Source organism: Amycolatopsis sp. NPDC114478 (assembly GCF_055633805.1).
Map to the genome: position 1 here is coordinate 17110 of NZ_JBVKDO010000010.1, position 24830 is coordinate 41939.

At 67.9% G+C, this 24830-nt stretch carries 18 protein-coding genes and 2 pseudogenes; 13 read left to right on the plus strand and 7 right to left on the minus strand.

The window, feature by feature from the left end; translation table 11 throughout:
* Positions 1-354 precede the first annotated feature (354 nt).
* Both ACZ7OH_RS26295 and ACZ7OH_RS26300 read left to right on the plus strand, forming a co-directional pair.
* On the plus strand, positions 355-627 hold the full coding sequence (locus ACZ7OH_RS26295; protein ID WP_470283212.1) for a hypothetical protein: 273 nt from the start codon (positions 355-357) through the stop codon (positions 625-627).
* A 28-nt stretch (positions 628-655) separates the two neighbouring features.
* Positions 656-844, plus strand: coding sequence for a hypothetical protein (locus ACZ7OH_RS26300; RefSeq protein ID WP_470283482.1), 189 nt, complete (start codon positions 656-658; stop codon positions 842-844).
* Between the two features lie 11 nt (positions 845-855).
* Here ACZ7OH_RS26300 and ACZ7OH_RS26305 read toward each other — a convergent pair whose 3' ends face one another.
* Positions 856-1107 carry a hypothetical protein gene (locus ACZ7OH_RS26305; protein WP_470283483.1) on the minus strand — a complete coding sequence of 84 codons (252 nt, stop codon included), beginning with the start codon at positions 1105-1107 and terminating at the stop codon, positions 856-858.
* Between the two features lie 111 nt (positions 1108-1218).
* Between ACZ7OH_RS26305 and ACZ7OH_RS26310 the strand changes: the two genes are divergently transcribed.
* Both ACZ7OH_RS26310 and ACZ7OH_RS26315 read left to right on the plus strand, forming a co-directional pair.
* Positions 1219-2583, plus strand: coding sequence for a tyrosine-type recombinase/integrase (locus tag ACZ7OH_RS26310; RefSeq protein WP_470283213.1), 1365 nt, complete (start codon positions 1219-1221; stop codon positions 2581-2583).
* A gap of 931 nt (positions 2584-3514) precedes the next feature.
* Positions 3515-6145, plus strand: coding sequence for a DEAD/DEAH box helicase (locus tag ACZ7OH_RS26315; protein ID WP_470283214.1), 2631 nt, complete (start codon positions 3515-3517; stop codon positions 6143-6145).
* Positions 6146-6370: 225 nt separating this feature from the next.
* Here the strand turns inward: ACZ7OH_RS26315 and ACZ7OH_RS26320 are convergent, their stop codons facing one another.
* Positions 6371-6700, minus strand: a complete 330-nt coding sequence (locus tag ACZ7OH_RS26320; RefSeq protein WP_470283215.1) for a hypothetical protein — start codon at positions 6698-6700, stop codon at positions 6371-6373.
* Positions 6701-6774: 74 nt separating this feature from the next.
* Here ACZ7OH_RS26320 and ACZ7OH_RS26325 point away from each other — a divergent pair, with 74 nt between their 5' ends.
* The 3 genes and pseudogenes from ACZ7OH_RS26325 to ACZ7OH_RS26335 form a co-directional block, all read left to right on the plus strand.
* Positions 6775-7065 carry a transposase gene (locus ACZ7OH_RS26325; RefSeq protein WP_470283216.1) on the plus strand — a complete coding sequence of 97 codons (291 nt, stop codon included), beginning with the start codon at positions 6775-6777 and terminating at the stop codon, positions 7063-7065.
* A gap of 8 nt (positions 7066-7073) precedes the next feature.
* Complete coding sequence (locus ACZ7OH_RS26330) at positions 7074-7943, plus strand: IS3 family transposase (protein ID WP_470283473.1); 870 nt, start codon at positions 7074-7076, stop codon at positions 7941-7943.
* 587 nt (positions 7944-8530) lie between these two features.
* Positions 8531-8770 (plus strand): annotated as a pseudogene (locus ACZ7OH_RS26335) (PepSY domain-containing protein); the annotation flags it as partial.
* 85 nt (positions 8771-8855) lie between these two features.
* On the opposite strand, the gene ACZ7OH_RS26340 reads toward ACZ7OH_RS26335, so the two are convergent.
* The 4 genes from ACZ7OH_RS26340 to ACZ7OH_RS26355 all read right to left on the minus strand — a co-directional run bounded on the left by ACZ7OH_RS26340 (position 8856) and on the right by ACZ7OH_RS26355 (position 13325).
* Complete coding sequence (locus ACZ7OH_RS26340; RefSeq protein WP_470283217.1) at positions 8856-10085, minus strand: SAVED domain-containing protein; 1230 nt, start codon at positions 10083-10085, stop codon at positions 8856-8858.
* A gap of 194 nt (positions 10086-10279) precedes the next feature.
* Complete coding sequence (locus ACZ7OH_RS26345; protein WP_470283218.1) at positions 10280-10747, minus strand: Mov34/MPN/PAD-1 family protein; 468 nt, start codon at positions 10745-10747, stop codon at positions 10280-10282.
* Positions 10744-11973 (minus strand): ThiF family adenylyltransferase, encoded by a 1230-nt coding sequence (locus tag ACZ7OH_RS26350; protein WP_470283219.1) that lies wholly within the window; start codon positions 11971-11973, stop codon positions 10744-10746. Before ACZ7OH_RS26350 ends, ACZ7OH_RS26345 begins: the two co-directional genes overlap by 4 nt.
* A gap of 320 nt (positions 11974-12293) precedes the next feature.
* Positions 12294-13325 (minus strand): SMODS domain-containing nucleotidyltransferase, encoded by a 1032-nt coding sequence (locus tag ACZ7OH_RS26355; protein WP_470283220.1) that lies wholly within the window; start codon positions 13323-13325, stop codon positions 12294-12296.
* Between the two features lie 338 nt (positions 13326-13663).
* Between ACZ7OH_RS26355 and ACZ7OH_RS26360 the strand changes: the two genes are divergently transcribed.
* From ACZ7OH_RS26360 to ACZ7OH_RS26385, 6 genes and pseudogenes are all read left to right on the plus strand, one after another.
* Positions 13664-14503 (plus strand): hypothetical protein, encoded by an 840-nt coding sequence (locus ACZ7OH_RS26360; RefSeq protein WP_470283221.1) that lies wholly within the window; start codon positions 13664-13666, stop codon positions 14501-14503.
* Between the two features lie 75 nt (positions 14504-14578).
* Positions 14579-15124, plus strand: a complete 546-nt coding sequence (locus tag ACZ7OH_RS26365) for an STAS-like domain-containing protein (protein ID WP_470283222.1) — start codon at positions 14579-14581, stop codon at positions 15122-15124.
* A gap of 624 nt (positions 15125-15748) precedes the next feature.
* Entirely contained in the window at positions 15749-17287 is a 1539-nt protein-coding gene (locus ACZ7OH_RS26370) for a TIGR02677 family protein (protein WP_470283223.1), read from the plus strand.
* Positions 17284-18393 carry a DUF2398 family protein gene (locus ACZ7OH_RS26375; protein ID WP_470283224.1) on the plus strand — a complete coding sequence of 370 codons (1110 nt, stop codon included), beginning with the start codon at positions 17284-17286 and terminating at the stop codon, positions 18391-18393. Before ACZ7OH_RS26370 ends, ACZ7OH_RS26375 begins: the two co-directional genes overlap by 4 nt.
* Complete coding sequence (locus ACZ7OH_RS26380; RefSeq protein WP_470283225.1) at positions 18390-23324, plus strand: SbcC/MukB-like Walker B domain-containing protein; 4935 nt, start codon at positions 18390-18392, stop codon at positions 23322-23324. The genes ACZ7OH_RS26375 and ACZ7OH_RS26380 overlap by 4 nt, the downstream gene beginning before the upstream one ends.
* A gap of 155 nt (positions 23325-23479) precedes the next feature.
* A pseudogene (locus tag ACZ7OH_RS26385) lies at positions 23480-24466 on the plus strand (Wadjet anti-phage system protein JetD domain-containing protein); the annotation flags it as partial.
* Between the two features lie 139 nt (positions 24467-24605).
* Here the strand turns inward: ACZ7OH_RS26385 and ACZ7OH_RS26390 are convergent.
* Positions 24606-24827 (minus strand): hypothetical protein, encoded by a 222-nt coding sequence (locus tag ACZ7OH_RS26390; RefSeq protein WP_470283226.1) that lies wholly within the window; start codon positions 24825-24827, stop codon positions 24606-24608.
* Positions 24828-24830 lie beyond the last annotated feature (3 nt).

Here is a 24830-nt window from a genome sequence, read left to right on the forward strand (position 1 = left end):
GCGGCGGACCCTTCGGCACCAGCGGTCACGGCGTGCGTGGCGAGTCCGCCGACCAGCCGGTCGAGGCCTCAGAACATTCGACTGGGCGTCGTGGAAGCAGCGACGATGAAGACGCCCAGGGCGACCATCTACGCGCTCACGTGGGATAACGGCATGTGTACACGTCTTGTCCGCGCCGCCATGATGCGGGACCTGCTGCCGACGAGTGGTCGCCTCTGCCGAACTGAGCGGGGCGCCCGACGGGGATACCGAGTTCGACGAGTTGGTCCGGATGTCCCGCTATGAGGCGTGGGCGAGCGGCTATACCGGCTACACACCGGGTGTCGACCGCGTTCGGCTCGTGCTCTGGACGCCATGCGCGCGCCGCGAACCGTGCCGGATCCGCTTAACGCCGCGTTCAAGACGATCGAAACGGCGAAGCTCGCCAGGCAGTTGAACTGCCACGATCCGGTGCCGGTGCTCGCCGGTTTCCCGGACCTATTGGGGAATCCGCCGGCGCCGTCTGGTTCGGACGGTGCTGTTACCGGTGACGGCGGCCCGCTGGAGCGGCATGGGTGGATCACCGGTCACTGGCTCGGCCTCGCCGCCTCCGTTACTACGCGCGAGGTGTCCTGCTCGCCACGGTAGCGGCGGCGTCGCGTTCGGCACGGGGCCGGTGTCAGTTACCGACACCGAACAGGTCGCGCTGCGGCGCGAGGGCGGCTGGACGCTCGCGATCGCGTTCAACCGGCGCCCGTTCGCGCACGAGGTCGTCGACGCGCTCCAGCAGTACTCAACGTCGGCTGGGAGACGGGCGGCAACAAGCTGGCCTACCATGCCGAACCCGGCCACGACGTCGCCGTGATCCGGCCTGGCCTAGGTGGTCGGTGAGCTCGCCCTCGAGCGCGGACTCAGCAGCTTCTTGGTCAGCTGCTGCAGCAGCCCGCTCACGCCGGTCAGTGCTACCCCTCCGGCCTTCGCTCGCGCGGACAGTTCCTCGATCAGTGCATCGTCCACGCCAGTCGTTTCGACGCCGTCCGCTGCCGCGGACGGTGCCTCGGCAGTGACAGTTGTCTTGGTCGCCGAGCCGGCCTGGCCTGCCTGCTCGGTGGTGTCTGTCTCGATCATCGTTAACTCGATCCTTGATCAAGACTTACACCGTTTCGCGGACAGTCCCATGTTGCGACGACGTAGCTGGTGAGCGGACGATGCCCTCCAGGGGGCGTTGAGGAGGTTGCGATGTCTCGACAGGGTGGCGTGTACAAGCGTTGCAGCTGTAAGGATGCGGTTGACGGACACCGGCTCGGTGTCCGCTGCCCGCGCCTGGACGAACGTGGCCATGGTTCGTGGTACTTCTCGCTGGAGCTGCCGGTGGGCCGCGATGGGCAGCGGCATCGCGTGCGGCGTGGCGGGTTTCCGTCGCGGGACGCCGCGGAGCAAGCCCGGGGGTACCTGCTGGGCGACGATGTCGATCCGGCCACGGCGGTGGTGACGGTGGGGCAGTGGCTGGATATCTGGTTGGAGATGCGCCAGAACCTGAGCTTCTCGACTCGGCGGCTCTATACCCAGCACGTCCGCGACTACCTGAAGCCCTACCTGGGAAGCGTGCCGTTACGGTCGTTGACGATCGCGCGGGTGCAGGCCATGTTCGCAGCGCTGATCCGCACCAACTCGAGCCGCGCCCGGCCCTTGTCTTACGCGACGCTGCAGCGCGTCCGAGGCGTTCTGCACGCCGCGCTCAACGGTGCGATCCGCCGGGGACTGCTCGATCGGAACCCGGCACATTGGATCGAACTCCCTTCCGGGCGCCGGCCGCGTGCTGTGGTGTGGACCGAAGGCCGAGAAGCGCACTGGCGCCAGACTGGGGAGCACCCCGCAGTGGCCGTCTGGACCGCAACGCAGACGGCAGCGTTCTTGGAGAGCAGCTTCGAGCACCCGTTGCATGTGCTGTATCTGCTTGTCGCGCTGCTTGGTCTGCGTCGGGGTGAAGCGGCGGGGTTGCGATGGTGCGACATCGACCTGGACGCCCGCGTCCTCCAGGTGTCACACCAGGTACAAGACCACAACGGCCAGACGGTGATCTGCCCGCCGAAGACCGAGAGCAGCGTCCGCGTCCTCGCACTGGACAGGATTTCGGTGTCGGCATTGCGATCCTTGCGTGCCGAGCGGAGACGCCGGTTACCGGCCGGTGCGGCGTTGACGGGGTTCTTGTTCGTCAACCGGTACGGGAATCCGATGAGTCCCGGCTACGTCACCCATGCCTTCGGCAAGCTCATCGCTGAGGCGGACTTGCCGCCGATCCGGCTGCATGACCTTCGCCATGGTGCGGCGAGCCTGTCGCTGGCCGCTGGGAACGACTTGAAGGTGGTGCAGGCGATGCTGGGGCACTCGAGCATCGTGCTGACCGCCGACACCTACACCAGCGTGCTGCCCTGCCTGGCACATCAGGCCGCCGAAGCCACCGCCAACCTGGTCATGAAAGCGGCACGCCGGACGGCGAAGAAGATCCGACGCGACTCCCGGAAAGCGACACGCCACTACGGGACGAAGAAGAACCGTAGGCCAGGGTCGACGCGGAAGTCGGCTCACAAGATCCGTGTGTAGAAGGGCCTTTGCGCGCCAGCTGCTCTGAGGACCTGAAGAAGATCGTTGACGCAGCCGAGCCGCCGATGGGGGAGATGGGAATCGCAGATCGAAGCGAGTCGCCGACGGCAGTCTCAACCCCGGCTGGCTGATGGCCCGGACTCCGGGTTTGCAATAGTGAACAGATGGCCGCCTTGCGCCTGATTTCGGTGCCATGAAGATATCTGAGGCGTTGAGACAGTGGGAATCGGACGTCTTCGCTGCGGCTGGGCCCTATGGGCGTCCTAAGAGGACCGGATGCCCCGTGGAACCGGTCACATTCGGTCCCCCGCTGGTCCCACCCAAGGTCAAAGCCCACCGGCAAGATCCTCGTGATCAAGGATACCCGCAGGTGGGCTTCGATTCAGTAGAGTGCGCCATCAGGGACTCGAACCCCGAACCCGCTGGTTAAGAGCGTCGAGCCGGTGGGTAGCGCAGCTGGCGCTCGTGTTCGGTATCTGTCTGTCGTGGGTGGCGAACGTCTGCTCATCGCCGGATTGAGCGTGCTGCAGGTGACAGTGGCGGCGTGTCCGTCGCTCGTGTTGCTGCTGGCGGGCGAGCTGTTGAACGTCGCGTTGAAGCAGCGGTATAGCGAGACTGGCTCCGAGACCTCGACCCCGGCAGCGAGATTCACGGACCGTCTCCCGAGATGGAACCGCGCGACGAGACCGTCGAGCCGCCCGATCCGGCGACGGTCTCGCGACGGGACATGGAGAGCCACGAACTGCCGAGGAACGAAGTGGGAGTACTACGTCGGCCGAGCGGGCATGCGGCCGCACGCTCGTATTCGAACTGATAAATGCTGAGCCATCTTCCCTGCCCAGGGTCTGACGGAGCCTCACCGCCTGCCGAGGCAAGCTCAGCAGCGTCCGTCCCATTCCGTTGCGGTTGCGCGGTGCGAGAGAGTACGGCTGTGACGACGAACGAGGACCCCAGCCGCCTGCGGCCGCGCTTCCGGCGCCGGGCTGAGCCGGTGGCTGGTGCGACTGACCCGGAAGCTCTGTTCGGCGAGCTCCCGCGCACCCCGGGCGGAGTGGGTGCTCTGTGGTCTCACCAAGCCGATCAGCTGCGGACCTACGCCGACAATCACCGCGACACCCCGGACGTAGCGCTTGAGCTCCCCACCGGGTCCGGTAAGACCCTCGTCGGCCTCCTGATCTCCGAATGGCGGCGTCGTACGCTGGGGCAGCGGGTCGTCTATGCTTGCCCGACCAGGCAACTCGCGCGCCAAGTCCTGCAGAAGGCGACCGATCAGGGCATCCCGGCCGTCATGCTGATCGGGTCGCACAGGGACTGGGCCCAGGCCAAGCTCGCGCGGTACACCCGGGCCGATGCCATCGCCGTGACGACCTACAGCGCCATCTTCAATCTCAACTCGCACCTGGCCGACGCCCAGACGCTGGTTTTCGATGACGCGCACGCTGCGGAAGGCTTTGTCGCCGAGGCGTGGGCGCTGAGTGTCGGCCGGGATACCGATCAGTACGAGCAGCTCTTCGACGCGCTGGGGGAATCAGTCGAGCCGGCGCTCGTCACACGAATGGTCGGTCCGGTCTCACCCGCTGTAGATGCCCGTGAGGTGCGGCTCCTTCCCGTCGGCGCGGTCGCGCGCCACACCGAGGACATCGATCGCGTCCTCAGCGCGCTTACCGGCGACTCCGCCTACCGGTTCCGAATGGTGCGCGCCAACCTCGGCTCGTGCCTGTTCTACGTTTCTCGTCGTGAGTTCTACATCCGGCCGATGATTCCACCGACGTTCCAGCACGAGCCATTCACCGATCCAGGTCAGCGGCTGTATCTTTCGGCTACTCTCGGTGGTGCCGGTGAGCTGGAACGCGCTTTTGGTCGCACGGACATCAAACGCGTCCCCGTGCCGACGGCGTGGGACAGAACCGGCAGCGGGCGTCGGTTCTTCGTATTTCCCGAGCTGGCGGACGTTCCGGTCGACGGCAGCCTCATTGATGATGACGAGGAGAACAGTCAGGAGCCGGTCGCGGGCCTGGTCGACAGCTTGCTGGCCCTGTCCCGGAAGCGGCTCGTGCTGACGCCGGACGAGGACTCGGCCACGCAGATCGCCAACCGGCTGGGCGTGCCCGCTGCAGAGCGATTCACCGCGAAGGACTCCGACACCGGCATCCAGCCGTTCGTCGACGCCGAAGCCGGGACACTGCTGGCGCCCAGCCGCTACGACGGCATGGACCTCGCCGCTGACGCCTGCCGCATGATGGTGATGTCGGGCCTCCCGGCGGCGTCGCACCTGCAGGACCGGTTCCTGGACACCAAGTTGCGTGCTTCGGAGGTACTCGACGAGCGCGTCCGCACCAGAATCGTCCAGGGAGCCGGCCGATGTACTCGGGGGCCGAAGGACTGGGCCGTCGTCGTGGTGACGGGTGCGGACATCTTGCGGTTCCTCTCGCGCAGGGAGATCAGGGAATCGCTGCCGGCCGAGCTGCAAGCGGAGATCACCTTCGGGCTTGATCAGAGCCAGGTCCCGGCTGACGACCTGATCCTGCTCGCGGAGAGTGCCCTCGAACAGGACCGGATCTGGCAGGAAGACGCTGAACCGGAACTGGCGAAACTTCGTCGCGAGGCCACCCGCGTCGCGGTGCCTCACGCGGCTCAGCTCGCCGCGAGCACTGTGCGTGAAGTGAGAGCTTGGACCTACGCCTGGCAGCAGGACTGGGAGTCGGCGGCGCGGACAGCCGGTGAAGTGTTCGAGAACCTGACAGCTTCCACACTTCGGCCGTACCGCGCGCTATGGGCCTACCTCGCCAGCGCCTGGTCCGATCTGGCGTCGACGGGCGACATGTCGCCGGCGTCCCTGCGCAGTGCCGACTTTCTCCGGAAGGCGTATGCGGCCGCCGTCGGGACCACGTGGCTCAAGGAGGTCCACCGGCTCCCGAGCGCGACCTACGACTCGGATCCCGCCGACGAAGCGGGTGTGACAGCCGTCGTTTCATTGCTCAACGGCAAGTTGGCGTCACCTGTGAAGTTTGAGAGCTTCTTCTCGAACATGTTGGCGAACCTGAGCCAGCGAGAGGCGTCCAGGTACGAGCGAGGCCTAGTGGCGCTCGGCGAACTCCTGGGGGCGGAGTCGTTCAAGCCAGCGGAAAAGGGTCGGGCCGACGCGGCTTGGATGTGGCGCACGCTCTGGATGACCGTCGAGGCCAAGAGTGAGCAGGAGCCCGAGGGGATGCTGAGCATGGATTACGTGCGGCAGACCAACACCCAGCTTGCGTCGTTGGCCGCAGACCGAGGTGTGGAAGCCCCGCCCAGCGGCAGCGTCTCGATCATCGTGACGCCGCGTGGCGTGGTCGACCCGGATGCCGTGCCGATCGCGGCCGCTCAGGTCCATCTGGTATTGCCGAAGCGGATGTTGGACGTTGCGCATGACGTGGTGCGAGCATGGAAGGAACTACGCGGCATGGCGAAGGGGATCGCGGGCGAGTTGCCGCGCGAAGAGTTCGCCAGTGTGCTCTGGGACAACGGAGTATTGCCGACGCAGGTGCGGGAGCGGCTGACTCGCGACCCGATCCGCGGCAGCTGAGGCTTTCCGCCTACCGGCCTAGCGGAAGTCGTGAGACCTAAAAGGCTTCGTCGACCTGACGCATAACTGGGGCACCTTCCTGATCGCTTCGCGCCGGGCCGTCGAGCTCGCAGCGCTTGCCGCCTACGGTAAGTGCTGCGACTCAAACTGGATATCGGCGCGGCGGCCACCGGAAGGTGCCCGTCGCGGATCGTCGTGCTGATCAGCTTGGGAGCTGCGATCGACTTATCCGGTCGCGCCTGCTCTGCGGAGGTCGGCGACGAACGCTTTCAGTTCTTGGCCGAGTGCGGGTGAGGCGTAGGTCTTCACGACGTCCGTCCGTGCCGGGCAGACGCCCAAGTCGGTGCACACCAGCGGAATCATGACTCGCATGGTCTTGTACAACTGGGCATGCGGGAGGGTGCCGAGGATCTGTTTGACGCCGAACGCGGACGCCGCGCTGAGGACCTCGGCGAGGAACGTCGGGCAGCCGACACGGATCAGCCCGGCGCGGAGCGGCAACTGAGCCCATTTAGCGTACGTGGCCGGGTCTAGGCCCGTCGCGACGTTGTTCAAGCACCGCTGAGCTTCCCCCGGTTGTCCGGACACCTGGCCTGAGATGACCGACGGTCACCAGGGAGGATGTTCCGATGCCCGCACCACACCCGCCTGAGTTCCGTCAGCGTGCCGTCGAGCTGGCCCGCCTGGGCGACAAACCGGTCGCTGCGCTGGCCAAAGACCTGGGGATCAGCGAGTCCTGCCTGCGCAACTGGATGACCCAGGCCGACGCCGACGAGAACGGCTCAACCACAAAGCTGACCAGTGCGGAGAAGAAGGAGCTTGCCGAGCTGCGCCGGAAGAACCGGCAGCTTGAGATGGAGAACGAGATCCTGAAACGTGCGGCGGCGTACTTCGCGCGGGAGAACATCCTCCCAAAGTAACCTTCCCGCTGGTCTGTGAACTCGCCGAGGACGGTATCGACGTCACGGTGGCCTGCCGGGTATTGAACGTGTCCCGCTCCGGATACTACGAATGGCGCGACCGGCCGCCCTCGACCCGAGAGGAGGAAAACACGGTGCTGCTGAAACACATCGAGCAGATCTACGCCGACTCCCGCGCCACCTACGGCTCACCGCGCGTGCACGCCGAACTCACGCTCGGTCTGGGGATGCCGGTCAACCTCAAACGAGTCGAGCGGCTCATGCGCGAGGCCGGCATCCAGGGCCTCTACCGGCGCCGGCGCCACCACACCACGGTCCGCGACCCCACCGGGCAACCCAGCGCCGACCTGGTCAACCGCCGGTTCGCCGCCGACACCCCGGACCGGCTGTGGATCACCGACATCACCGAACATCCGGCCGAGGAAGGCCGGGTCTACTGCGCCGCGGTCATGGACGCCTATTCCCGGCTTATCATCGGCTGGTCCATCGCCGATCATATGCGCACCGAACTGGTCACCGACGCTCTCGGCATGGCCGTTCTCCGCCGCCAACCCGACAACATGACCATTTTACATTCTGATCACGGCTCCCAATACACGTCGTGGGCTTTCGGGCAACGCCTCCGCGCAGCCGGACTGCTCGCGTCGATGGGCACGGTCGGCGATTGTTACGACAATGCCATGATGGAATCGTTCTGGGGAACTCTTCAGCTTGAACTTCTCGATTCGAAAACCTGGGATACCCGCAACGAGCTTGCCAACGCGATATTCGAATGGATAGAGTGCTGGTATAACCCGAAACGGAGACACTCCAAGATCGGGATGCACAGCCCCGCCACGTTTGAGGCCCTCAACCAGTCATCAGACGCGGCGCCCTGACCCCACACCCGCCGTGTCCGGCGAACAGGGGGAAGCTCACGCAGAGACCGTGTGATCGGTAGCGGACCGGGTGGAACCACGGGACCTTGTCGATCGCTCGATTGGCCAGCCGGGTGTAGAAGCCGTTCTCGTCGAAGACATAAGTGACGACGTCGCCGGCGATGTTCGAGGGATCTCGGGTCAGCGATTCCTTGGCGCGTTGACGGCGTTCGGCTTTCCGGTCGGGTGTCGTCTCGGCTTCGCGTGGCGGCGTCGGCGTATGTGTGGGCGGAAAGGTCGTCCGAGGCCGCGGTGACGTGTACTGCGACGTCGGTGGAGTGGTCCAGTCCGGCCTGTGGGCCTGGGCTCGCGGAACGGTGCGGCGTTGGTACGTCGGGCGGCTCGAAGTTTGCCCGCAACGCTGTCCACGCTGGGATCCGTAGCGGTGAGCACCTCCACACGTCGAGCAGTGATACTGGTCGCGGGGAAGTCCTCGATGAGCCGCCACCCGTTCCACGCTAGGAAGGAGATCGTCGGTGGTCACTCGGCTGTTCCGGTCTGGACCGGACTGGTGTGCTTACGCCCCGCGTTGTAATTCGCCCTTGTGAGTGTCAGGAGATCGGGCGGGGTTATTCCTGCGACCCGGCCAGCAGCCGCGGCGCCAAGGCCCTGCGCTCCGGGCTCGCGGTCGCGGCCCGTTCCTGCTAGTCGCAGCACTGACCGGGCTGGCCTACATCTGGACGTCCCAGGTGGAGCAGGCCGTCTACGACGATGAGCTGCATGTCCCGGCTTCGTCCGGGGGCGTGCCGCTGGCGTGGCAGGCCGCCATCGCGAAGACCGCGATGCCGGACGGGACGGTGAGCGGGATCCGGCGGGGCGGCGCCTTCGGTCGCGGCGGCGGTCGGCGCGTCGTGACGCGGCGTTTGGGACTGTCTACTCTGGCTTGCCCGCGGTCCGGTCGGTCGTCCATGACACAACGGGCCCACCGCTGCGGCCTGCCGACACGGTGGCCATCTCGAGGTACGTTGGCGGTTCGACTTCACGTTCCCATTCGTAGAGGGTGACTCGCAGCGTGTTGCAGGCGCGGCCCAGCATCACGGCGACGGGGAAAGGGACGCGCATGAACAAGTGCACGGGCCGGCTTCCTGCGACCTCGCTGATGCGCCGGCGTAGTTCCGTGATCAGTGCGGGGCCGGCGTCAGCGGGGATGGGTTCGCGTTTCGCCACGGCGATCTCGACTGCGTGGGCGTAGGAGTGGCTTTCGGCGTAGCGGCGAAAGCCCTTGTTGGGTGGTGCGGGCACGAGATCGAGGTACACGGCGACGGGGCCATCGGCTGGACCGTCGAGGGGAATTGCGCTCTGTACAAGAGGCACGGTCTGGCTTTCGGCTCCAGTCCACTCGTTTCCGTCCTGATCGGTGACCGTGACGGCGAGCCCGGTCGTGGTCGGTAGCGCGGCCCCGAGCGCGAAGGCCATGCTCAGGTGTGCGCCGCCGGTGATGTGCAGGTGCTGAACGTCGGCCGACTGCACGATGCGGGGCAGGTCGCCGAGGAACGGTGCGAAGTCTTCCCAAGCTTCGGTGGGCGGCACGCTGGTACCGCGCAGGGGCGGCCGAGTCCGGGTCGCGAGTGGCACCTTGCGGGTGCCCAGGGCGGGGGTCCGCGTTTGGATGTCGAGATGCAGCCTGTCATCGACGGCCGCGCGGCGGACACGGCGGATCGCCATCTCGCCGGCCAGCCGGGCGAGCCCGGCGTGGTCGAGCACCGCGAACTGGTCGAAGTCGCTCAGCGTCGCGATTTCCTGAGGTAGTAAACGGTCAGGGGCGCCGTAGTCCAGCCGGCCGTCCGGACCGGTGATGGTGTTGCCGATGGCGAAGGTGAAGGCCGGGTCGCCTTCCAGACGAAGAAGTGCCGGTAGTTCCAGCTCCCGGACGTAGCTTGAATGCACCATGTCGTCCGTGACGAGGAGGACGGCTCCGGACAGTCCTGAATTGAGGGCTTCTTGCAGCCGCCGCTGAAAGCGGCCCGGTGGTAGGTGGGTCTGGTCATGCCACACGGGGACGCCGTGGGCGCGAAACACCCATGCGGCGCGTTCGGCCAGGGGGTCTCCGTCCGAGTGGCGGTAGCTGATGAAGATCGGATCCAGGTCGTTTATCTGGGGCATCTACAACCTCGTGTACATGGCTGGGACAGAATCGGAGACCGGCAGCGGGCGGGTCCGCTGTACGGATGTTCTGGTTCCGCTCGGCGAGAACCGGTGCTCGGGGTGAGTTCGACGGCGATGGTGAGGGGGCGTTTGTCGCGGAGCGGGGTCGAGCGAGATTGCTGGGCCGAGCGTCGGAGGCAGGCCGGGTGCGGTCATGACGATTCCTTCTCAAAGGTCTCGGAGAGCAGTCCGTGCACGAGCGCGTGCTTCGCAGACTCGGTGACGACTGCTTCGACGAGGTCGTCGGCTCGGTGGACGAGGAGCACCAGTGGCTGCTCGTACTGGTCGGACGCGTGTTGGATCGACGTGATGTCCTGGCTGCTGGCCCCGCAGGCCGCGGGGTGGCTGTGCCAGTCCCCGACGTAGCCGAGCCAGGGGTGCGGGTGCTGGTCGAGGGCCTTTTCGAGCGCGGCCTGCGCGGTGCTCTCGACACGCACCCAGGAGGTGTGCGTGGCTTCGGGGTCCTGCACCTCGATGGTGTGGCGTACGACGACTCGCCCGTCGTCCCACCAGCCGAGCAACAGCCCGCCGGTTTCGCAGGGGTGCGCGGCGTCTGCCGCCGCAGCGATCGCCGCAAGCACCTCCGGGGCAACCTCGATCACCTGTGCCAACGACGTCATGACGCGAGCCGGTGCGGGATCTCGGGAACGACCCGGCCGGCTCGGTCGAACGGAGGCTGGTCCTGCGGCCGGCGAACGTCGGCCAGAGTGGCGGGGAGCGCGCGTTCGCTGGTGGCTTCGTCGATCACGGCCAGAAGCGCGAGTTCGGCGGCGGCCACCACGGCGCCCGGCGGTGTGGGTGACACCGGACTGCCACAGCCGCGTTCCCGCAACTCAGTCGACCGGTCGACCAGGGGGAGCGGTGGCAGGTGGTTCTCGCCGGGACGCAAAGGCATGCGGTCGACGCGCAAGACGTCGCCGTCGCGTTGCACGCACACGGACACGACCGGGTGGTCCACCTCAGAGTTGATCAGAGCAGCCGCTTTCGCCAGCAGGCTGCTTGCCCGTCCGCTACCGGTCGCGTCCACCACCACACGGTGCCGAAGGACCAGGCCGAGCGCCGTGTCCAGATCGGTCAGGTGCACGTACACGCTCTGCACAGCTGTGATATCGGGGTCGACCCTGGCAAGGCAGTCCCGCACCGCGTCCGCTTTGGGCAGCCCGACGTGCTGGGCGCCGGCGAGGTGGCGGACGACGTTGCCCGGTCGCAGGCGCTCGGCGTCGAGCAGGGTGAGCTTCCGGAACCCCGACCGGAACAGCAGGTCGGCGGTGAACGAGCCGATCGCGCCGCAGCCCACGATCGCCACGGGGATGCCGGCGAGGGTGGAGCTCACCGGCCCGGCGCGCATCGTGCGCGTCCACGTGCTCGTGTCCGCGCTTTCGCACGCCGTGATCCGGATTCCGGTGACGTCAAGACGGGCACGCAAGGCCAGGGCGGCGTCCGCACCGCCGTGGCTGTACTGAAGCAGGAGGACGGTCACCACGCCCAATCCGATCAGGCGGTGGACCTCCGTGACCTGGTCGCCGAGGGCCGTCGCGACATCGTCCCAATTGCGCAGCGGCCGTTCGACATTGCCGATCACGGCCACCCAGGCGAGGCGGCGTTCTTTGCGGTTGCGGCGCCGGCCTTTGACGATGCCGCGGGTTTGCCGTGCCTGGTCGGTGATGACGACGGTGTTCCGGTCACCACCGGTTTGCACAGCTTGATCGGAGACGAGCCGCGTCGCGTCGTAGAGCACCATCCGGTCGTCGTCCTCTTCCTGGTCCAGGTAGCGTTCCAGGTCGCACGAGTTGTCGCCCGGCCAGCCGGCCGCCGTCAGCCGCAGCCAGCCGGAGATCCGGTCCACGAGTGTTCGCGCGTCCCACCAGGGGGCTTCGTCGACGGGCCACTCGTCCTCCCAGAGGCACAGCGAGCCGTCGGCGTTGATGTGGAACGTGATCTCGAGGGGACAGCCCGGGTCGAGGATGATCACTTGGGGCGGCGCGAACGGGAACGTCCGGCCGGGGGTGATCACGACGCGGGCTGTGAATTCCGCGGGCTGTGGCCCTTCGCCGACTGATTTGCTCCACCGCACGATGCCCCAGAGCCGCTCGCCGTCGTCGGCGAAACCGAGCGGCGGGAACTGCTCACGCCAGCGCTCGAGATCTCCGGGGGACCAGGTCCAGGTCATGCGTACCGGCCACGGCCAGCGGGCACCGCCGAGGCACCCTTGACCACGCCGCGGGCAGATTTGGTCGACCCGTCGGCGTTGCAGGAGTCGGGGAGCGGAAAGACGTCCTCGGGCTCGGTGGTTTCCTGTGTCTCGCCCAGCAGCTCTCGCCACTTCGCGGCGCTTGCGCAGATGTCCTTCTCGTCCCGTGCCGCCTCCGCCAGCTCGGCCGCCTCCGCGATCCGCTCGGCCGCGGCCTCGATCTGGGCCTCGGTCGCCTTGGTGGTGATGGTGCGGTCGTCGAGCGTCGGGTCGGCAGGGCCTTCGCCGACGTAGTCGGGCAGCCGGTCGGCGATCTCCCGCAGGATCACGCACAAGTATTCCGCGACGGTGGTCTCGTCCGGCTGGAGGTCCTGGAAGGCGTGGTACGTGAGGACCTCAAAGTAGTAGCCGCCCGGTTGCTCGTCGACCCACGTGCGCCGGATCTGCCGGATCAGCTTGACCACGTGCACGTAGACGCCGGAATCGGGGTTGTCCGGCGAGAGCAGGAACTCCTTGTTCGCCGCGGTCGTGAGCTCGCCCATCTCGACGGGATTGGTCTCGACCCAGCTAGCGCGGCCGTCGTCCTCGATCTTCTGCGGGATCTGCCAGTGCTCGCCGGGGTGGTCGACACACGGACGGGCGATGACGACGTCCACCGACAGGTCGAAGTCCGGGAACTCGACCTTGACGGAGCGGTGCTGACGCTCGACCTTCCCCGGGAAGGCCTCTTCGAGGACGTCCGTCACGTGGTCCAGGATGTCGCCTGGCCGCAACGCGGACGTGGCCTTCTTCAGCCGGACGAACACGTCGACGTCCTTGACACGCTTGATCGAGACGTCCCGGCCGTAGGAACCGATGAGTACCGGGGAGACTCCCAGTCTCGTCAGCCGGTCGTCGGCCTTCAACGCGTCGGTTACCTGAGCATGGGCCTCGGCGGCGTTCTGCGCGTCAGACTGCGGCTCGATGCGGGTCAGTGCCCACTTGAACTGCGTGGCGAGGGTCGCCATGGGTGCTTCTCCTATCGAAGCGGGATGTCGGCTCGGGGGCTCCCGGTGCCGGAGATCGGGACGGGTCGACTCGGTTGCCGGGCGGCAGGGGAGAGGGTGCGCCACGCACTGCGCGAGCAGCCTGTCCGGCACCGGGAACCCGTCGATGCGCCGCTCGGCGTGTCGCGCCGGGGCTCGGTCGGCGTACTTGTCATCGGCCGTGCCCGAGTCCCTCCTTTCCGCAGCTGCCCTCGGGTCGGCTGCCGGCGTCGACCAACAGCGATTTCATTGAACCACGTGAAACCGGATTGGGTGCACACACCCCCTCGCAGGGCGTGTCGGTCTGGAAGACTGGTCGGGTGCGCATCGAGCTTGCCGGCCGGTCGCCGCTGTTACGTCGGCTGTGGTCGATCGAGCCGGAAGCGGGCTCGACGGTCCTGGACGCACGTCGGCTCACGTTCGCCTCGCCGCTCGACCTCGCGGCGATCGTGGCGCTCGCCCGCTCTGCCGCGGCGAGGGGCGACCGGGTGAAGCTGATGGCGCCCTACGACCACAATGTCGCGTCGTACCTCGAACGGCTGGACGTCATCAGCAACCTGCCGCCGGGCGCTGAAGTCGTGGGTGATCTCGGCGGAGGGCCTCGCGCCGACCTGGCTGACAGCCTGCTCGAGGTTGTGCACCTGACCCCGGACCACGCTCCCCGGCTCGTCGAACGGATGGGCCGGATGTTCGCCCGGCACTACGGTCGCCTCGGCCTCCGATACTTCCTGGGGGTCGGCGAACTCATCGACAACGCGGTGAGTCATGGCGTCAGTGAGCTCGGCGCCTTCGTCGCGGCGCAGGTTTACTCCGGAGCGACCAGCGGTCGGCGAGGTATTGAGTTCGCGGTGTGTGACACCGGTGTGGGAATCCGTGCTCACCTCCGTCGCAACCCGGCCAACCGACATCTTGTGGACGACGTGGCCGCCTTGAAGAAGGCTCTCCGTCCCGGCGTTACCGGCACGGAGGAGATACGAGGTCATGGTCTGAACGACTTGTGGCGGGCTGCGCCGGAGGCTGGATTCGCTCGCCTCCTGCTTCGCAGTGGCGAAGGTCTCGCCAGTGTCGTCGGCCACGGCGGCGCACGGCGTCCGACGTGCGTTCCTGCGGACGGCGATGTCGCGGGGACTTGGGCATGGTTGCGAGTTCGTCCTTACTAGTTCGCGTAGCGTGTGCTTCAATGGTTTCATTGAAACCGGGAGGCTTGTGTCATGGTTCCGCCACATCTGTATCGCGTGAACGAGCACGGTCCCTACCTCGCCACCCGCGCAGTGGCCAAGCTGGCGAGGGAGTCCTTGGAGCGCGAAGCGGCAGCTGGTGCGCAAGGTGGTGAGGTCCTCGTCGACTTCGCCGGTGTCGACGCCATGACCATCAGTTTCGCCGACGAATTCCTCGGGAAGTTCTATGCCTCCGTTGCGGCGGGTGATGTCGCGGTGTCGATTGTGCTGCTGCAAGGGCTGAACGAGGAAACCCTCGAGACCATGCAGATCTGTTTGGAGCGGCGCGAGCTGATGGCGGCCACTGTGGACGGTGAGCGGCTGCAGCTCCTGGCAGCGCCGGAATATCTTGACGAGACGTATCGTCAGGCCATTGTATTGCGGCGGTTTCGCGCCGCCGAGCTCTCGGAGCGGCTGGGAGTCACGCTGCAGAACGTCAACAATCGTCTCAAGCGTTTGGTCTCGAGTGGGACTCTCAAGCGGGAGAAGAGCATTCCGTCCAACAGGGGCGGGAAGGAGTTCGTGTACACGATTCCGGCGTCGTGGTGCGGAGGGGCCGCATAGGCGCCGATGGGTGTCTCGGCCGGCGCGTCGATGATGCGCTCATCCCGAGGCGTGACGTACGCCTGAGCTCGCACTCCGCCTCGGTGCGGAACGGTGGCGGCATCGATCTGGCTGTTGCTGTTCGATGGTCTGTTGACGATCGCGACGGTCGAGGATCCGTTAGGGCGCATCGGTATGAGCCGAGATCAGTGACGGTGATGACGTGATCGAGGTCGCGTCGTTCGACGACGTGTATCCCCTTATCTGAATTCTGCGCGCGTCGATGTCATCGGGCAGGCCGCGAGTAGTTCGGCTAGTACGTGCAGCTCGGCGGACTTGGTGCCCGCCGGCTCCCCGCCGTCGTCGTGGTGGCCTTTTTGCGTTTCAACTGCGGGGACGGGTTGATCACCTGTTGGTCGAGTTCGCGGCCAGGCCGATTGGTTCCTGGTATGTCGACGGCTGGGGATACCTCGCCACGCCGAACACCGTCAGGTGATGTCAGCACGACCGCCCCTCGATCTGCCAAAAACAGGACAAGAACATGACCCTTCCCGGGGTGAGGCAACCGCTGTGACATCCGGCGCGACCTCACAGTACGACCAGCAGGCGCGTCCGCAGCCCTGCGCGACCGGAAGGACGGTGACGATGCGCCGGGGAGGGGGTGAGCAACAGAAGCTATTCAAGTACGTCACGGTCGACGAGGCACCGGAGTACCGGGCCATCGTCGACGTCTTCATGGACGCGGCCGCCCAGTACCGGTCCGCGCTCAGCCCGGACGACGTCGATGCCGAGCTGCACTCCTTCGTCCCCCCGGTGGTGCTCCCGCGCGCGACGCTCGACCGCCGGCTGACGCAGCTGCACCAGTGGGGCAACCTCGATCGAGATCGCGACGAGAGCTGGGCGACGGACCTGCAGTCCTACGAACTGCAGGCCTACGTATACGCCATCAGCCGGGCCGGCGAAGCCGCGCACGAGGCCGTCGTCGAGATGGAAGAGAGCCTGCTGCGCGCCCTCGGGCTGCAGAAGGTCGCGTTGCTCCGCGTCCAGGCGCTGCTGGTGGATCTCGTCCCGAAGCTCGCGGCGGAGCCGCCCGACGGTGCTTCGATCTACAGCCTCGTCGAAGAGCTGCACCGGACCTTCAAGGCGCTGACCGGCAATGCGGCCACATTCCTGCAGAAGGTGAACCGGATCGTCAATGCGACCAGCATCCGGCTGGACGACTACCGCATCTTCAAGGCCGACACCATCCACTACCTCACCGAGTTCACCGATCACCTCCAAGTAGTGACCGACGCCGTCGTGCCCCTGCTCGGCGAGCTGACCGGGATCGGCGAAGAGCGCATCGCCCGTGCCTTCGCCGCCGCCGCGAAGGAGTCCGGTGAGCGGGTACTCACCCCGGACGAAGACTTCGTGCCCTGGGCCGAGCTCGCCCGGCAACACCTGCGGGGCGTCCACCGGTGGTTCGTCCCGGCCCCGGGCGAAGGGGGCGGCGGGGACGAGCTCCACCGCGTGGTCCGGCGCGCGGTGCTGGGCATCGGCCAGGCGGTCGAACGGCTGCGCGAGGCCCAGCTGGCCCGCTCCAGCCGCACCGCGGACCTGCTCGGCCTGGCGAAGGCGTTCCGGCAGCTGCCGGACGACGAAGACGCCCACGCGGTCTGGCACCACCGGTTCGGGATGAACAGCGCTCGCCACCTTCAGGACGAGACGGTCGATGACTCGGTGCCCTACACCCGGGACTGGTGGGCGGCCCCGGCACCGCGGTACCTCGTCAGGCTGAGTGCCACCACTCCCTCCGACGACGCCGTCCGGCGCGCGTCGAAGCTCGCTGACCACGGCAGCAGCAAGCTGTTCCTCGCCGAGGCGGCCCGGAAGCGGCGAGAAGCCGCGGATGCCACCGAGTCGGCTCTCGTACGGCTCGGCCGGATGCGGCTGTCCCGGATCGACGTCACGCTCGATCTTGCCACGCTGCTCGCCCTCGTTGTCCTGGTGTCCCGCGCACAGCGCGCCCCGCGTGCGCCGGGAACACGACGGCACAGCGCACGCAGCGTCGACGGCCGGCTTCGCATCGAGCTGGTCGAACCCGCTCACGGCGAAGCCGCCCAGCTGCGTTCCACGGCGGGCCTGCTGACTCTGCCCGACTACGAAATCGCGATCACCCCGGTCCGTCCAGGAGATCCCCGATGAGCACCGGCGTCAGCGCGGAACACGACAAGGCCGAGCGAGCCCGGGCGATCCGGGCGTTGCTGCGCGGCCCGCTGCTGGGTCGTGAACACCCGGCGTTCGAAGTGGTCGACGCCCATCAGGATCACCTGCGCCGGTGGTTTCGCACCACCGTCGGATGGGACCTGCTCGTAGACACCCGACGTGGTCTCGCCCGGCTCCGGAAGGCACCGGCGGATGCGGCGCTCCCCCGCCAACTGCTGTCCGAACGCGCCGAACCACGGCCGTTCGACCGGCGGCGGTACGAGCTGTTCTGCGTGACCGCGGCCGCCCTCGGCCACTTCCCCCGCCGTCAGGTTTCGTTGCAGGACCTGTCCCGCCGGATCATGACTCTCACCGAGGACGACGAACTGACCTCCTACCGGCCGGAGGACCCGAAAGAACGCAGCGCGCTGGTGGACGTGGTCGCCCGGCTGCGGGCGCTCGGGGTCGTAGAAGTTCTCGACGCTCAGGGCAACTACGAGCGGCAGCAGGACTCGAACGCGCTCTACGCGATCGACACCGACCGGCTGGCCGTCCTGCTGCCCGGGGAACCGGCACTGGCGGAGACGGCCGAGGAGACGATCCGGCACGCCCTGATGCGGCAGCTGCTCGACGACCCCGTGCTATACCTGGACGATCTCGGCACGGCCGAGCAGGACTGCCTCCGCGACTCCGGGCGGTGGTTCCGGCAGCGGCTCGCGGAAGCCGGGCTCCTGCTCGAACGCCGGGCGCACGGCTGGTGCGCGCTCGACCCCGCCGGCGATGCGACGGACTTCAAGTTCCCCCAGGTGACAGCCCACGTGCACCAGGCCGCGCTGCTGGTGATCAGCCGGCTGGCGCCTGGCAGCGAGTCGACGTCGAGCTGGCTCTCCACCCACCGGCTCCGGCACGAGATCGAGCAGTTGCTCGGCGAGTACCCGGCCTGGGCGCGCAAGTACCGGACCGACGACGGCGCCGGCCGGTTGGCCGCCGACGTGGCGTCCCTGTTGTGCGCGCTCGACCTGGCCCGCGCCGACGAGCTGGGCCTGGAGTTCCGGCCCGCCGCCGGCCGCTTCCGCAATGTCGGCATCCGCTCGGAGGACTCATGAACAGCCCGCTGCCCCCGGACCTGCTCCACGGCACGCCGAGGCCGTCACGACGGCGGTGGCAGCCGCTGCGTGCCGGGATCGTCGGACTCTTCCGCTACGACCAGCAGGAGTTCACGTTCTACCGCGGACGGCTGCTGCTGCGCGGGAACAACGGCTCCGGCAAGTCGATGGCGCTGGAGGTCCTGCTGCCGTTCGTCCTCGACGCCAAGCTGGCCGCGGAGCGCCTGTCGACCTTCGGCGGCCGCGAACGCGGCATGTACCTTTGGCTGCTCGGCCACGAAGCCGACGAGGCCAGGACCAACGCCCGCGGGTACGTATGGGTCGAGTTCGGCAGGCTGACCGGCGACGGCGAAGCGGAATACTGCACCGTTGGCGCCGGCATGCAGGCGACGCGATCCAGCAAGCGCGTCACCGCCAGCTGGTTCTTCACGACCGCCGCGCGCATCGGAGTCGACTTCGAGGTCGGGGCACCGGGCGAGGAACCGGTCGCGCAGGCGCAGCTCGACCAGAGGCTCGTCGCACTGGCCGACGCCGGGCTTCCCGGCGCGGTGCACCCGAACGCGGACACGCACCGGAAGGAGGTCAACCGCATCCTTTTCGGCCTGGAAGACCGCCAGTTCGACGCACTGCGCACGATCCTGTTGCACCTGCGGAGGCCGAAGCTGTCGGACAAGCTCAACGAGAGCAAGCTCGACGAAATCCTGTGTGAAGCGCTGCCCCCGGTCAGCGCTTCGGTGACCGACGAACTGGCCGACGGCTTCGAAAAGCTCGAGCGGCACCGCGACGTCGTCGGTGAACTCAAGACAGCCCGGGACTCACTGGCCGCCGTCGGGCGTGCGTACGCGGCCTACCTGGACGTCCTCGTCGGCCTCCGCGTGCAAGACGTGCTCGGCGCAGCCGCTGCCGCCGAGGCACGCCAAGCCGATGTCCAGCAAGCGAACGAACTCCACAAGGCGGCCGGAAAGGCGCTGGAGGCCACCCGGACGGCGAAGACCACCGCGGGCAAGGCCGTCCGGCAGCTGTCCGAGCGGATCAAGACCATCGAGGGCAGTGCCCTCTACCGGGAGGGCAACCAGCTCGTCCCGCTCCAGGAGAAGGCCGCGGCCCTGGCCGGCGTCGCGAAGCTCGCTCGTGGGCACGCGAACGACGCCCGGACGGCGATGACTTTGAAGAAGGAGGCCGCCTCGACGGCGGAGCAGACGGCACTGGAAGCCCACGAACGCCGGGTCCAGAGCGCAGCCGAAGCAGATCGCATTGCGGCCGCTCTGCCCCACCGCACACTGGCCGATCAGCTGGAAGCGCTCGTCGCCGAGCTCACCACTGGTGAACCGGCGACGAGCTTGGTGGACGCCGCGCTCGCCCGGTTCCGGGAGGCTGTCGCGAACGAAAGCGAAAGCCTCGACCACTTGATCGCACTCGTCGGCCGCGCTGGCGAGGCGGCCGACGCACACGAGAAAGCGCGGCAGAAAACCGTCGCGGCCAAGGAAGTCCTGGCGCAGGCCGAAGCAGGCCTGACCGACGCGCGGTCGAAACGGCGCGAGGCATTCGAGGAGTTCACGAGGCAGCTCGGTACCTGGCTGGCCACCTGCCGGCAGCTCGCGGCCGGCGCCGAACCACCGACCGCATGGCCGGAGACCGATCCTCTCATCGCCGCCCAGGACTGGGCACGCACGGCGGCCGGCGAACGCCGCGGACAGCTTTCACGCCGTCGGGACGCCCTAAACGGCGTGCGCCCGGATGCGGGCCAGCTCGGACGGCACGCCGGTGAGTTCGCGAGCCGGGTTCGCGGGCTCGGCGAGTCGCTCTCCGGACTCCGGCCGCTGGCCGACGAGACCCGGACGACCCGCTTCGCCTTCGCCGACTTGGTCGGAGACTGGCTCGGTCAGCTCACGGAGCTGCCTGCCGCCGAGCCGATTCCCGAGGCCCTGCACGCGCGGGACGCGCGCAGCCTCGACCGCCGTCAGGTACTGGAGTGGGCCACCGGCGCGGCACGCAGCCGGTCCCTCGAACTGGGCCGCCGGGAAAGCGCCACGCAGAACACGCTGAACGCCTCAGCTGAAGCCATGGCCGCCATACAAGCCGAACACGACCGGCTGGCCGCGGGCGGTTCGACCGCCCCGCCTGTGCCGTTCACCCGGCTCGCCGACCGCGCCGAACGTCCCGGAGCACCACTTTATCTACTTATCGACTTCGCCGACGACCGGTCCGCCGCCGACCGGGCAGGGCTGGAAGCGGCGTTCGTCGGCGCCGGCCTGGCCGACGCGTGGGTCTTCCCGGACGGGACACTGACCCGTGGACCCGACGACACGCCGTTGCTCGATACCCAGTTCGTGACCGTCGGCCGAGACGCGGCCGAACCCGTGTCGACCGTACTCCGCCCAGACCCGTCGCTCGACGGCCCCGACTCTCCCGTACCGCCGGCCGTCGTCGAGACGCTGCTTCGGCAGATCCGACTGACGGATACCGCCGCAACGGCCGAAGTGCCGGGCGACCTGGTCGTCGCCTGGGACGGCAGCTGGGCGGCCGGCGGTCTGCGCGGGGCCTGGCGCAAGACTCAGGCCGACCTGATCGGCGCGGCGGGCCGCGAAGCCCACCGGCGGCGGCGCATGGCCGAACTGGAAACAACGCTGGCCGACCTGCGATTGGGCCACCGAGCACAGGAAGCGGCTCTGGAAAAGATCCGGGAGTCGATCCAGACGGTTGATTTGGAGCACCGAAGTGTTCCTGCCGACGATGCGGTCCAAGCCGCCGACCTTGCCCTGACCACAGCAGTCCAGCAGCTCAGCGGCGCCGCGAACCGGCTGGTCGAAGCGGCTGACGCTTACACGGCCGATTCGCTTCGGTTTCTCCGCGCTGCGACGGAATCCCCGTTGCTGGGCGACTTCCCTTGGGCAGACGTCGAAAGGCGAGCTGGTGCGGTGGCGCCGGCGCTCGGCGAGGCGGCGCTGGCGGTCTTGACGGCCGCTGCCGGCGCGGCCATGTCCGTCTGGTCCGGCCCAGCGGCTCCGACCGCGGACTCCGAAGTCGAAGGCGCTCTCTCCGCGGCACGCGCATGCGAAACCCAGTTCACCGAATTGAGCAGTCTGATCACCACGAAGCTCACTTGCTGCGCTGAAGCGGAAACCGAGCTGGAATCGGAAATCGGCGCTCTGCCGTCCGGTACAGCACTCGATCAAGCTGGCCTGGCGGTCGCGGTCGCCACGCGAGTCGTCGCCGACGAAGGCGGCCGCCTCGAGGGACGCCGGACAGCCGAGCGCGAGGCACGGCGGCGGAGTGACGACGCTGCTCAGGCCCGTCAGACCGCGCTCGAGCTGGCTGGTCTCGCCGACCGGGCGGCCTCGTTGCCCTCCTTCAAGGAGGCAGCCGAGACCATGAGGTCGTGCGGTGAGGACTGGCTGAACGCGACCTCGTACGCCACCCGGCAATACGCCCACGCTCGTGCCCTTCGGGGCGAAGCGGACCAGATGGTCACGCAAGCCGAGGCTATGGCCGGGCAAGCTGAGGAGAGCGAAGAGTCCGCCCGTCTGGCGACCGAGAAGTACGAGGACCTCATGGCACGGATGGGAAAGCCCCATCAAGAGATGCTGGTGGACCTCGAGCGTTGCCAGGCCGGGTTGGCCGAGCAGAACGTCCTCCACCGCAAGCACCAGGAGGACGAGCTCGAGCTGACCACCCGGCTCGAGCAGCGGCGCGGCGCGGTCGTCACGGCGGAATCCGAGCTGGCCAAGGCCACGGGAGCGGTTGCGGTGGCGGCCGCATCCTTCGCCGACGTCCACCGGCTTGGCCTGCTGGCCACGCTGCCGGCTTTCGAGAGCGAGTCGCTGCCGGCCTTCGGCGACGTTGACCTACGACCGGACCAGATCGAACTCGTCCGTGACTGGGCCGGTCGCGTCGCGGGCCGGGCACCGCGGCGCCGGTACCGGCCCGAGCAGCTCGATGCGGCTCAGACGAAATTGGGGCAACGCCGCCAGGAAGCCGAGGAACCGCTGGGCAGTCTGGTCATGTTGCGAGAACGGGTGGCCTTCCGGGTCGTCACCGTCACGGGTACCCACAACGGCCGCGAACGACCGCTCCCCGCCGCCGTCAAGCATCTCGACCAGGAGATCGCCGGCTCGGAGCAGTTGCTGGAAAGCGAGGAGTCCGATCTTTTCGAGAAGTTCCTCTCGGACGAAGTGCGGTTGGAGGTCGGCCGCCGGATCGACAGCGCCAAGGTCCTCGTCGACCGGGCCAACGAGCTGATGAAGGGTCATCCCACGTCGTCGGGAATCCGGTTCAAGCTGGTCCGCACGCCCGATCCGCAGTGCGAAATGCCCGCGGACATGATGGAGCTGCTTCGCAAGCCCGAAGGCACCTTGTACGCCGGTGAGCGCGACCGGCTGTCCGATTTCTTCAAGCGGCGGATCGTCACCGCACGCAGCCGGGCCACCCTGGTGCCGTGGCGGCAGCAGCTCGCCGAACTGCTCGACTACCGCCGCTGGTACAGGTTCGCCTTGCACTACCGGCAGCGGGCCGGGGACTGGGCCGTGCTTGACCGCCGTGCGCACGGCAGTCTGTCCGGCGGGGAGAAGGCCGTCGCACTGCACATGCCGCTGTTCGCGGCTGCCGCGACGCACTGCGAAGCCAGCCGCCTCCGGGTCGACGAAGGTGGCGCCCACGAGCCGGGCTGTCCCCGGCTCATCCTGCTCGACGAGGTCTTCGCCGGCGTCGACACCGAGAACCGCGGTGCGCTGTTCGACCTGATCCGCCGGCTCGACCTCGATCTCGTCGCGACCAGCGAATCCGAACTCGGCCTGTACGCCGAGCTCGACGGCTTGTCGATCTACCACCTGATCGTCGACGACGCCCTGCCCGGCGTGCTCGCCGTGCGCAGCGTCTGGGACGGCCACGTGGAACACCACCTGCTGGAGCACGACCTGGAGAAACTGACGTGACGACCGAGGGCTCGGTGCCCGGTGTATTGTTCGGCGCCGACTGGGCCTGGCTGCGCGCCGTCCAGGAGCGCCTCGAAACCGACGGCGGTGCGGTCACCGTGGTGCTCGATCTGGCCGCTCTCACCCCAGGGCAATTGGGGACACTCCGCTGGCTGATGCGCTGGAGCGCCACCGCCTCCGGCCGGAAGCGCGTCTCCCTGGCGCGGCTCGAACGGGAGCTGAGCACCCGCGTCACCGACGGACTCGGCTTGCGCGAGACCCTGGCCGTCCTGAAAGGCGGCGACCTCGCTGACCGGCGGGCCGAGCTGCGGACCGACCGCGCCCGCAAGGAACAGGAAGCTCAGGCGTCGCATGCGGATCTACTCGCGCTCACCGCGGGTGTTCTCGAGCTGGCCGGCGAACACGAGGCGCTGCTGGCCGCCCCGCCGTCGCCCGGCAAGCGCGTCCCCGCCGGTTCGAGGTGCCGCACGACGACCTGGCCGGTTTACGAAGCCGCCCTCCGCGCCGCGGTCATCTGGTACCGCAGCACCGCCGCCGGGCAGCGGGTAGCGGCCAAGGAACTGGCCGGACAGGCCTGGCAGAACACCAAGGGCTGGACCCTGCCTCGCCAGATCGCGTTCCAGAACCTGGTCGGGCGGCCGTTCGAGCAGGCGGTCGACGAGGCCGACACCGAGATCCGCCTGCGCGGCCCGCTGACCTGGGTGTCCGACGACATCGTCGCCGACGCCGCGGCCTGCCGGCCGTGGCTCAGCGTTCCGTCACACGGGATCCGCTCGCTGGGCTACACACGGTGCGACGCCGTCGGCGTGCTGCTCGTCGAAAACCTCGAGGCGTTCCAACGGGTCTGCGAAATCCCGGAAGTCGCGGAAAAGTGGCTGTGTGTCTGGGGTCAGGGCTACGTCCGCACCGGGCTGGTCAAGTTCCTCCAGAACCTGGACCTGCCGCTGACCTCCTGGGGTGACCTCGACGCGGACGGCATCAAGATCATCGCGGACATCGCCGAGCGGGTGCGCCGGCCGATCCGCGCGGTCGGCATGGACGTCGCTCTCTGGCAGAACGGAGTGAAACGCGAACAGTCCGCCGGCCAGCTCGCCCGGGGACGCGAGCTGGCAGCTTCATTGCTCACCGACTGCCCGCCGAGCCTTCGCGAGCTGGCTTCCGCGATCGCCGCGAGCGGCCACGGCTGCGAACAGGAAACGCTCTACGCCGAGGTACTCCCCACACTCACTGCCCAGCTCGAAGCCGTGCTGAGCGAACATCGGTGAGACCGGTGATCCGCGCTCACGCAGATCGGTCCAGCTCGGCGGCTTCGGCCCGGTCGTGCCAACGCAGTTCCTCCGCGATGCCGGCGAAATCGACCAGTATGCCAGTCAGGATCCCACAGTACTTCGGGGAACGAGGCTGGCTCAGTAGCCGGTAGAGCCGGATCGCCTCGGCGAGCGCGAAGCGGCGTCGTCCGGCCGATCGTTGGTCGTTGCTGACTTTGGCGAGAGCCGTCGACATTCC

Excerpts from the sequence above, each read along its gene's own strand:
- ACZ7OH_RS26295 (WP_470283212.1), top strand. The coding sequence starts at position 355 with ATGCGCGCGCCGCGAACCGTGCCGGATCCGCTTAACGCCGCGTTCAAG.
- ACZ7OH_RS26305 (WP_470283483.1), bottom strand. The coding sequence starts at position 1,107 with ATGATCGAGACAGACACCACCGAGCAGGCAGGCCAGGCCGGCTCGGCG.
- ACZ7OH_RS26310 (WP_470283213.1), top strand. The coding sequence starts at position 1,219 with ATGTCTCGACAGGGTGGCGTGTACAAGCGTTGCAGCTGTAAGGATGCG.
- ACZ7OH_RS26325 (WP_470283216.1), top strand. The coding sequence starts at position 6,775 with ATGCCCGCACCACACCCGCCTGAGTTCCGTCAGCGTGCCGTCGAGCTG.
- ACZ7OH_RS26340 (WP_470283217.1), bottom strand. The coding sequence starts at position 10,085 with ATGCCCCAGATAAACGACCTGGATCCGATCTTCATCAGCTACCGCCAC.
- ACZ7OH_RS26345 (WP_470283218.1), bottom strand. The coding sequence starts at position 10,747 with ATGACGTCGTTGGCACAGGTGATCGAGGTTGCCCCGGAGGTGCTTGCG.
- ACZ7OH_RS26355 (WP_470283220.1), bottom strand. The coding sequence starts at position 13,325 with ATGGCGACCCTCGCCACGCAGTTCAAGTGGGCACTGACCCGCATCGAG.
- ACZ7OH_RS26370 (WP_470283223.1), top strand. The coding sequence starts at position 15,749 with ATGCGCCGGGGAGGGGGTGAGCAACAGAAGCTATTCAAGTACGTCACG.
- ACZ7OH_RS26375 (WP_470283224.1), top strand. The coding sequence starts at position 17,284 with ATGAGCACCGGCGTCAGCGCGGAACACGACAAGGCCGAGCGAGCCCGG.
- ACZ7OH_RS26380 (WP_470283225.1), top strand. The coding sequence starts at position 18,390 with ATGAACAGCCCGCTGCCCCCGGACCTGCTCCACGGCACGCCGAGGCCG.
- ACZ7OH_RS26390 (WP_470283226.1), bottom strand. The coding sequence starts at position 24,827 with ATGTCGACGGCTCTCGCCAAAGTCAGCAACGACCAACGATCGGCCGGA.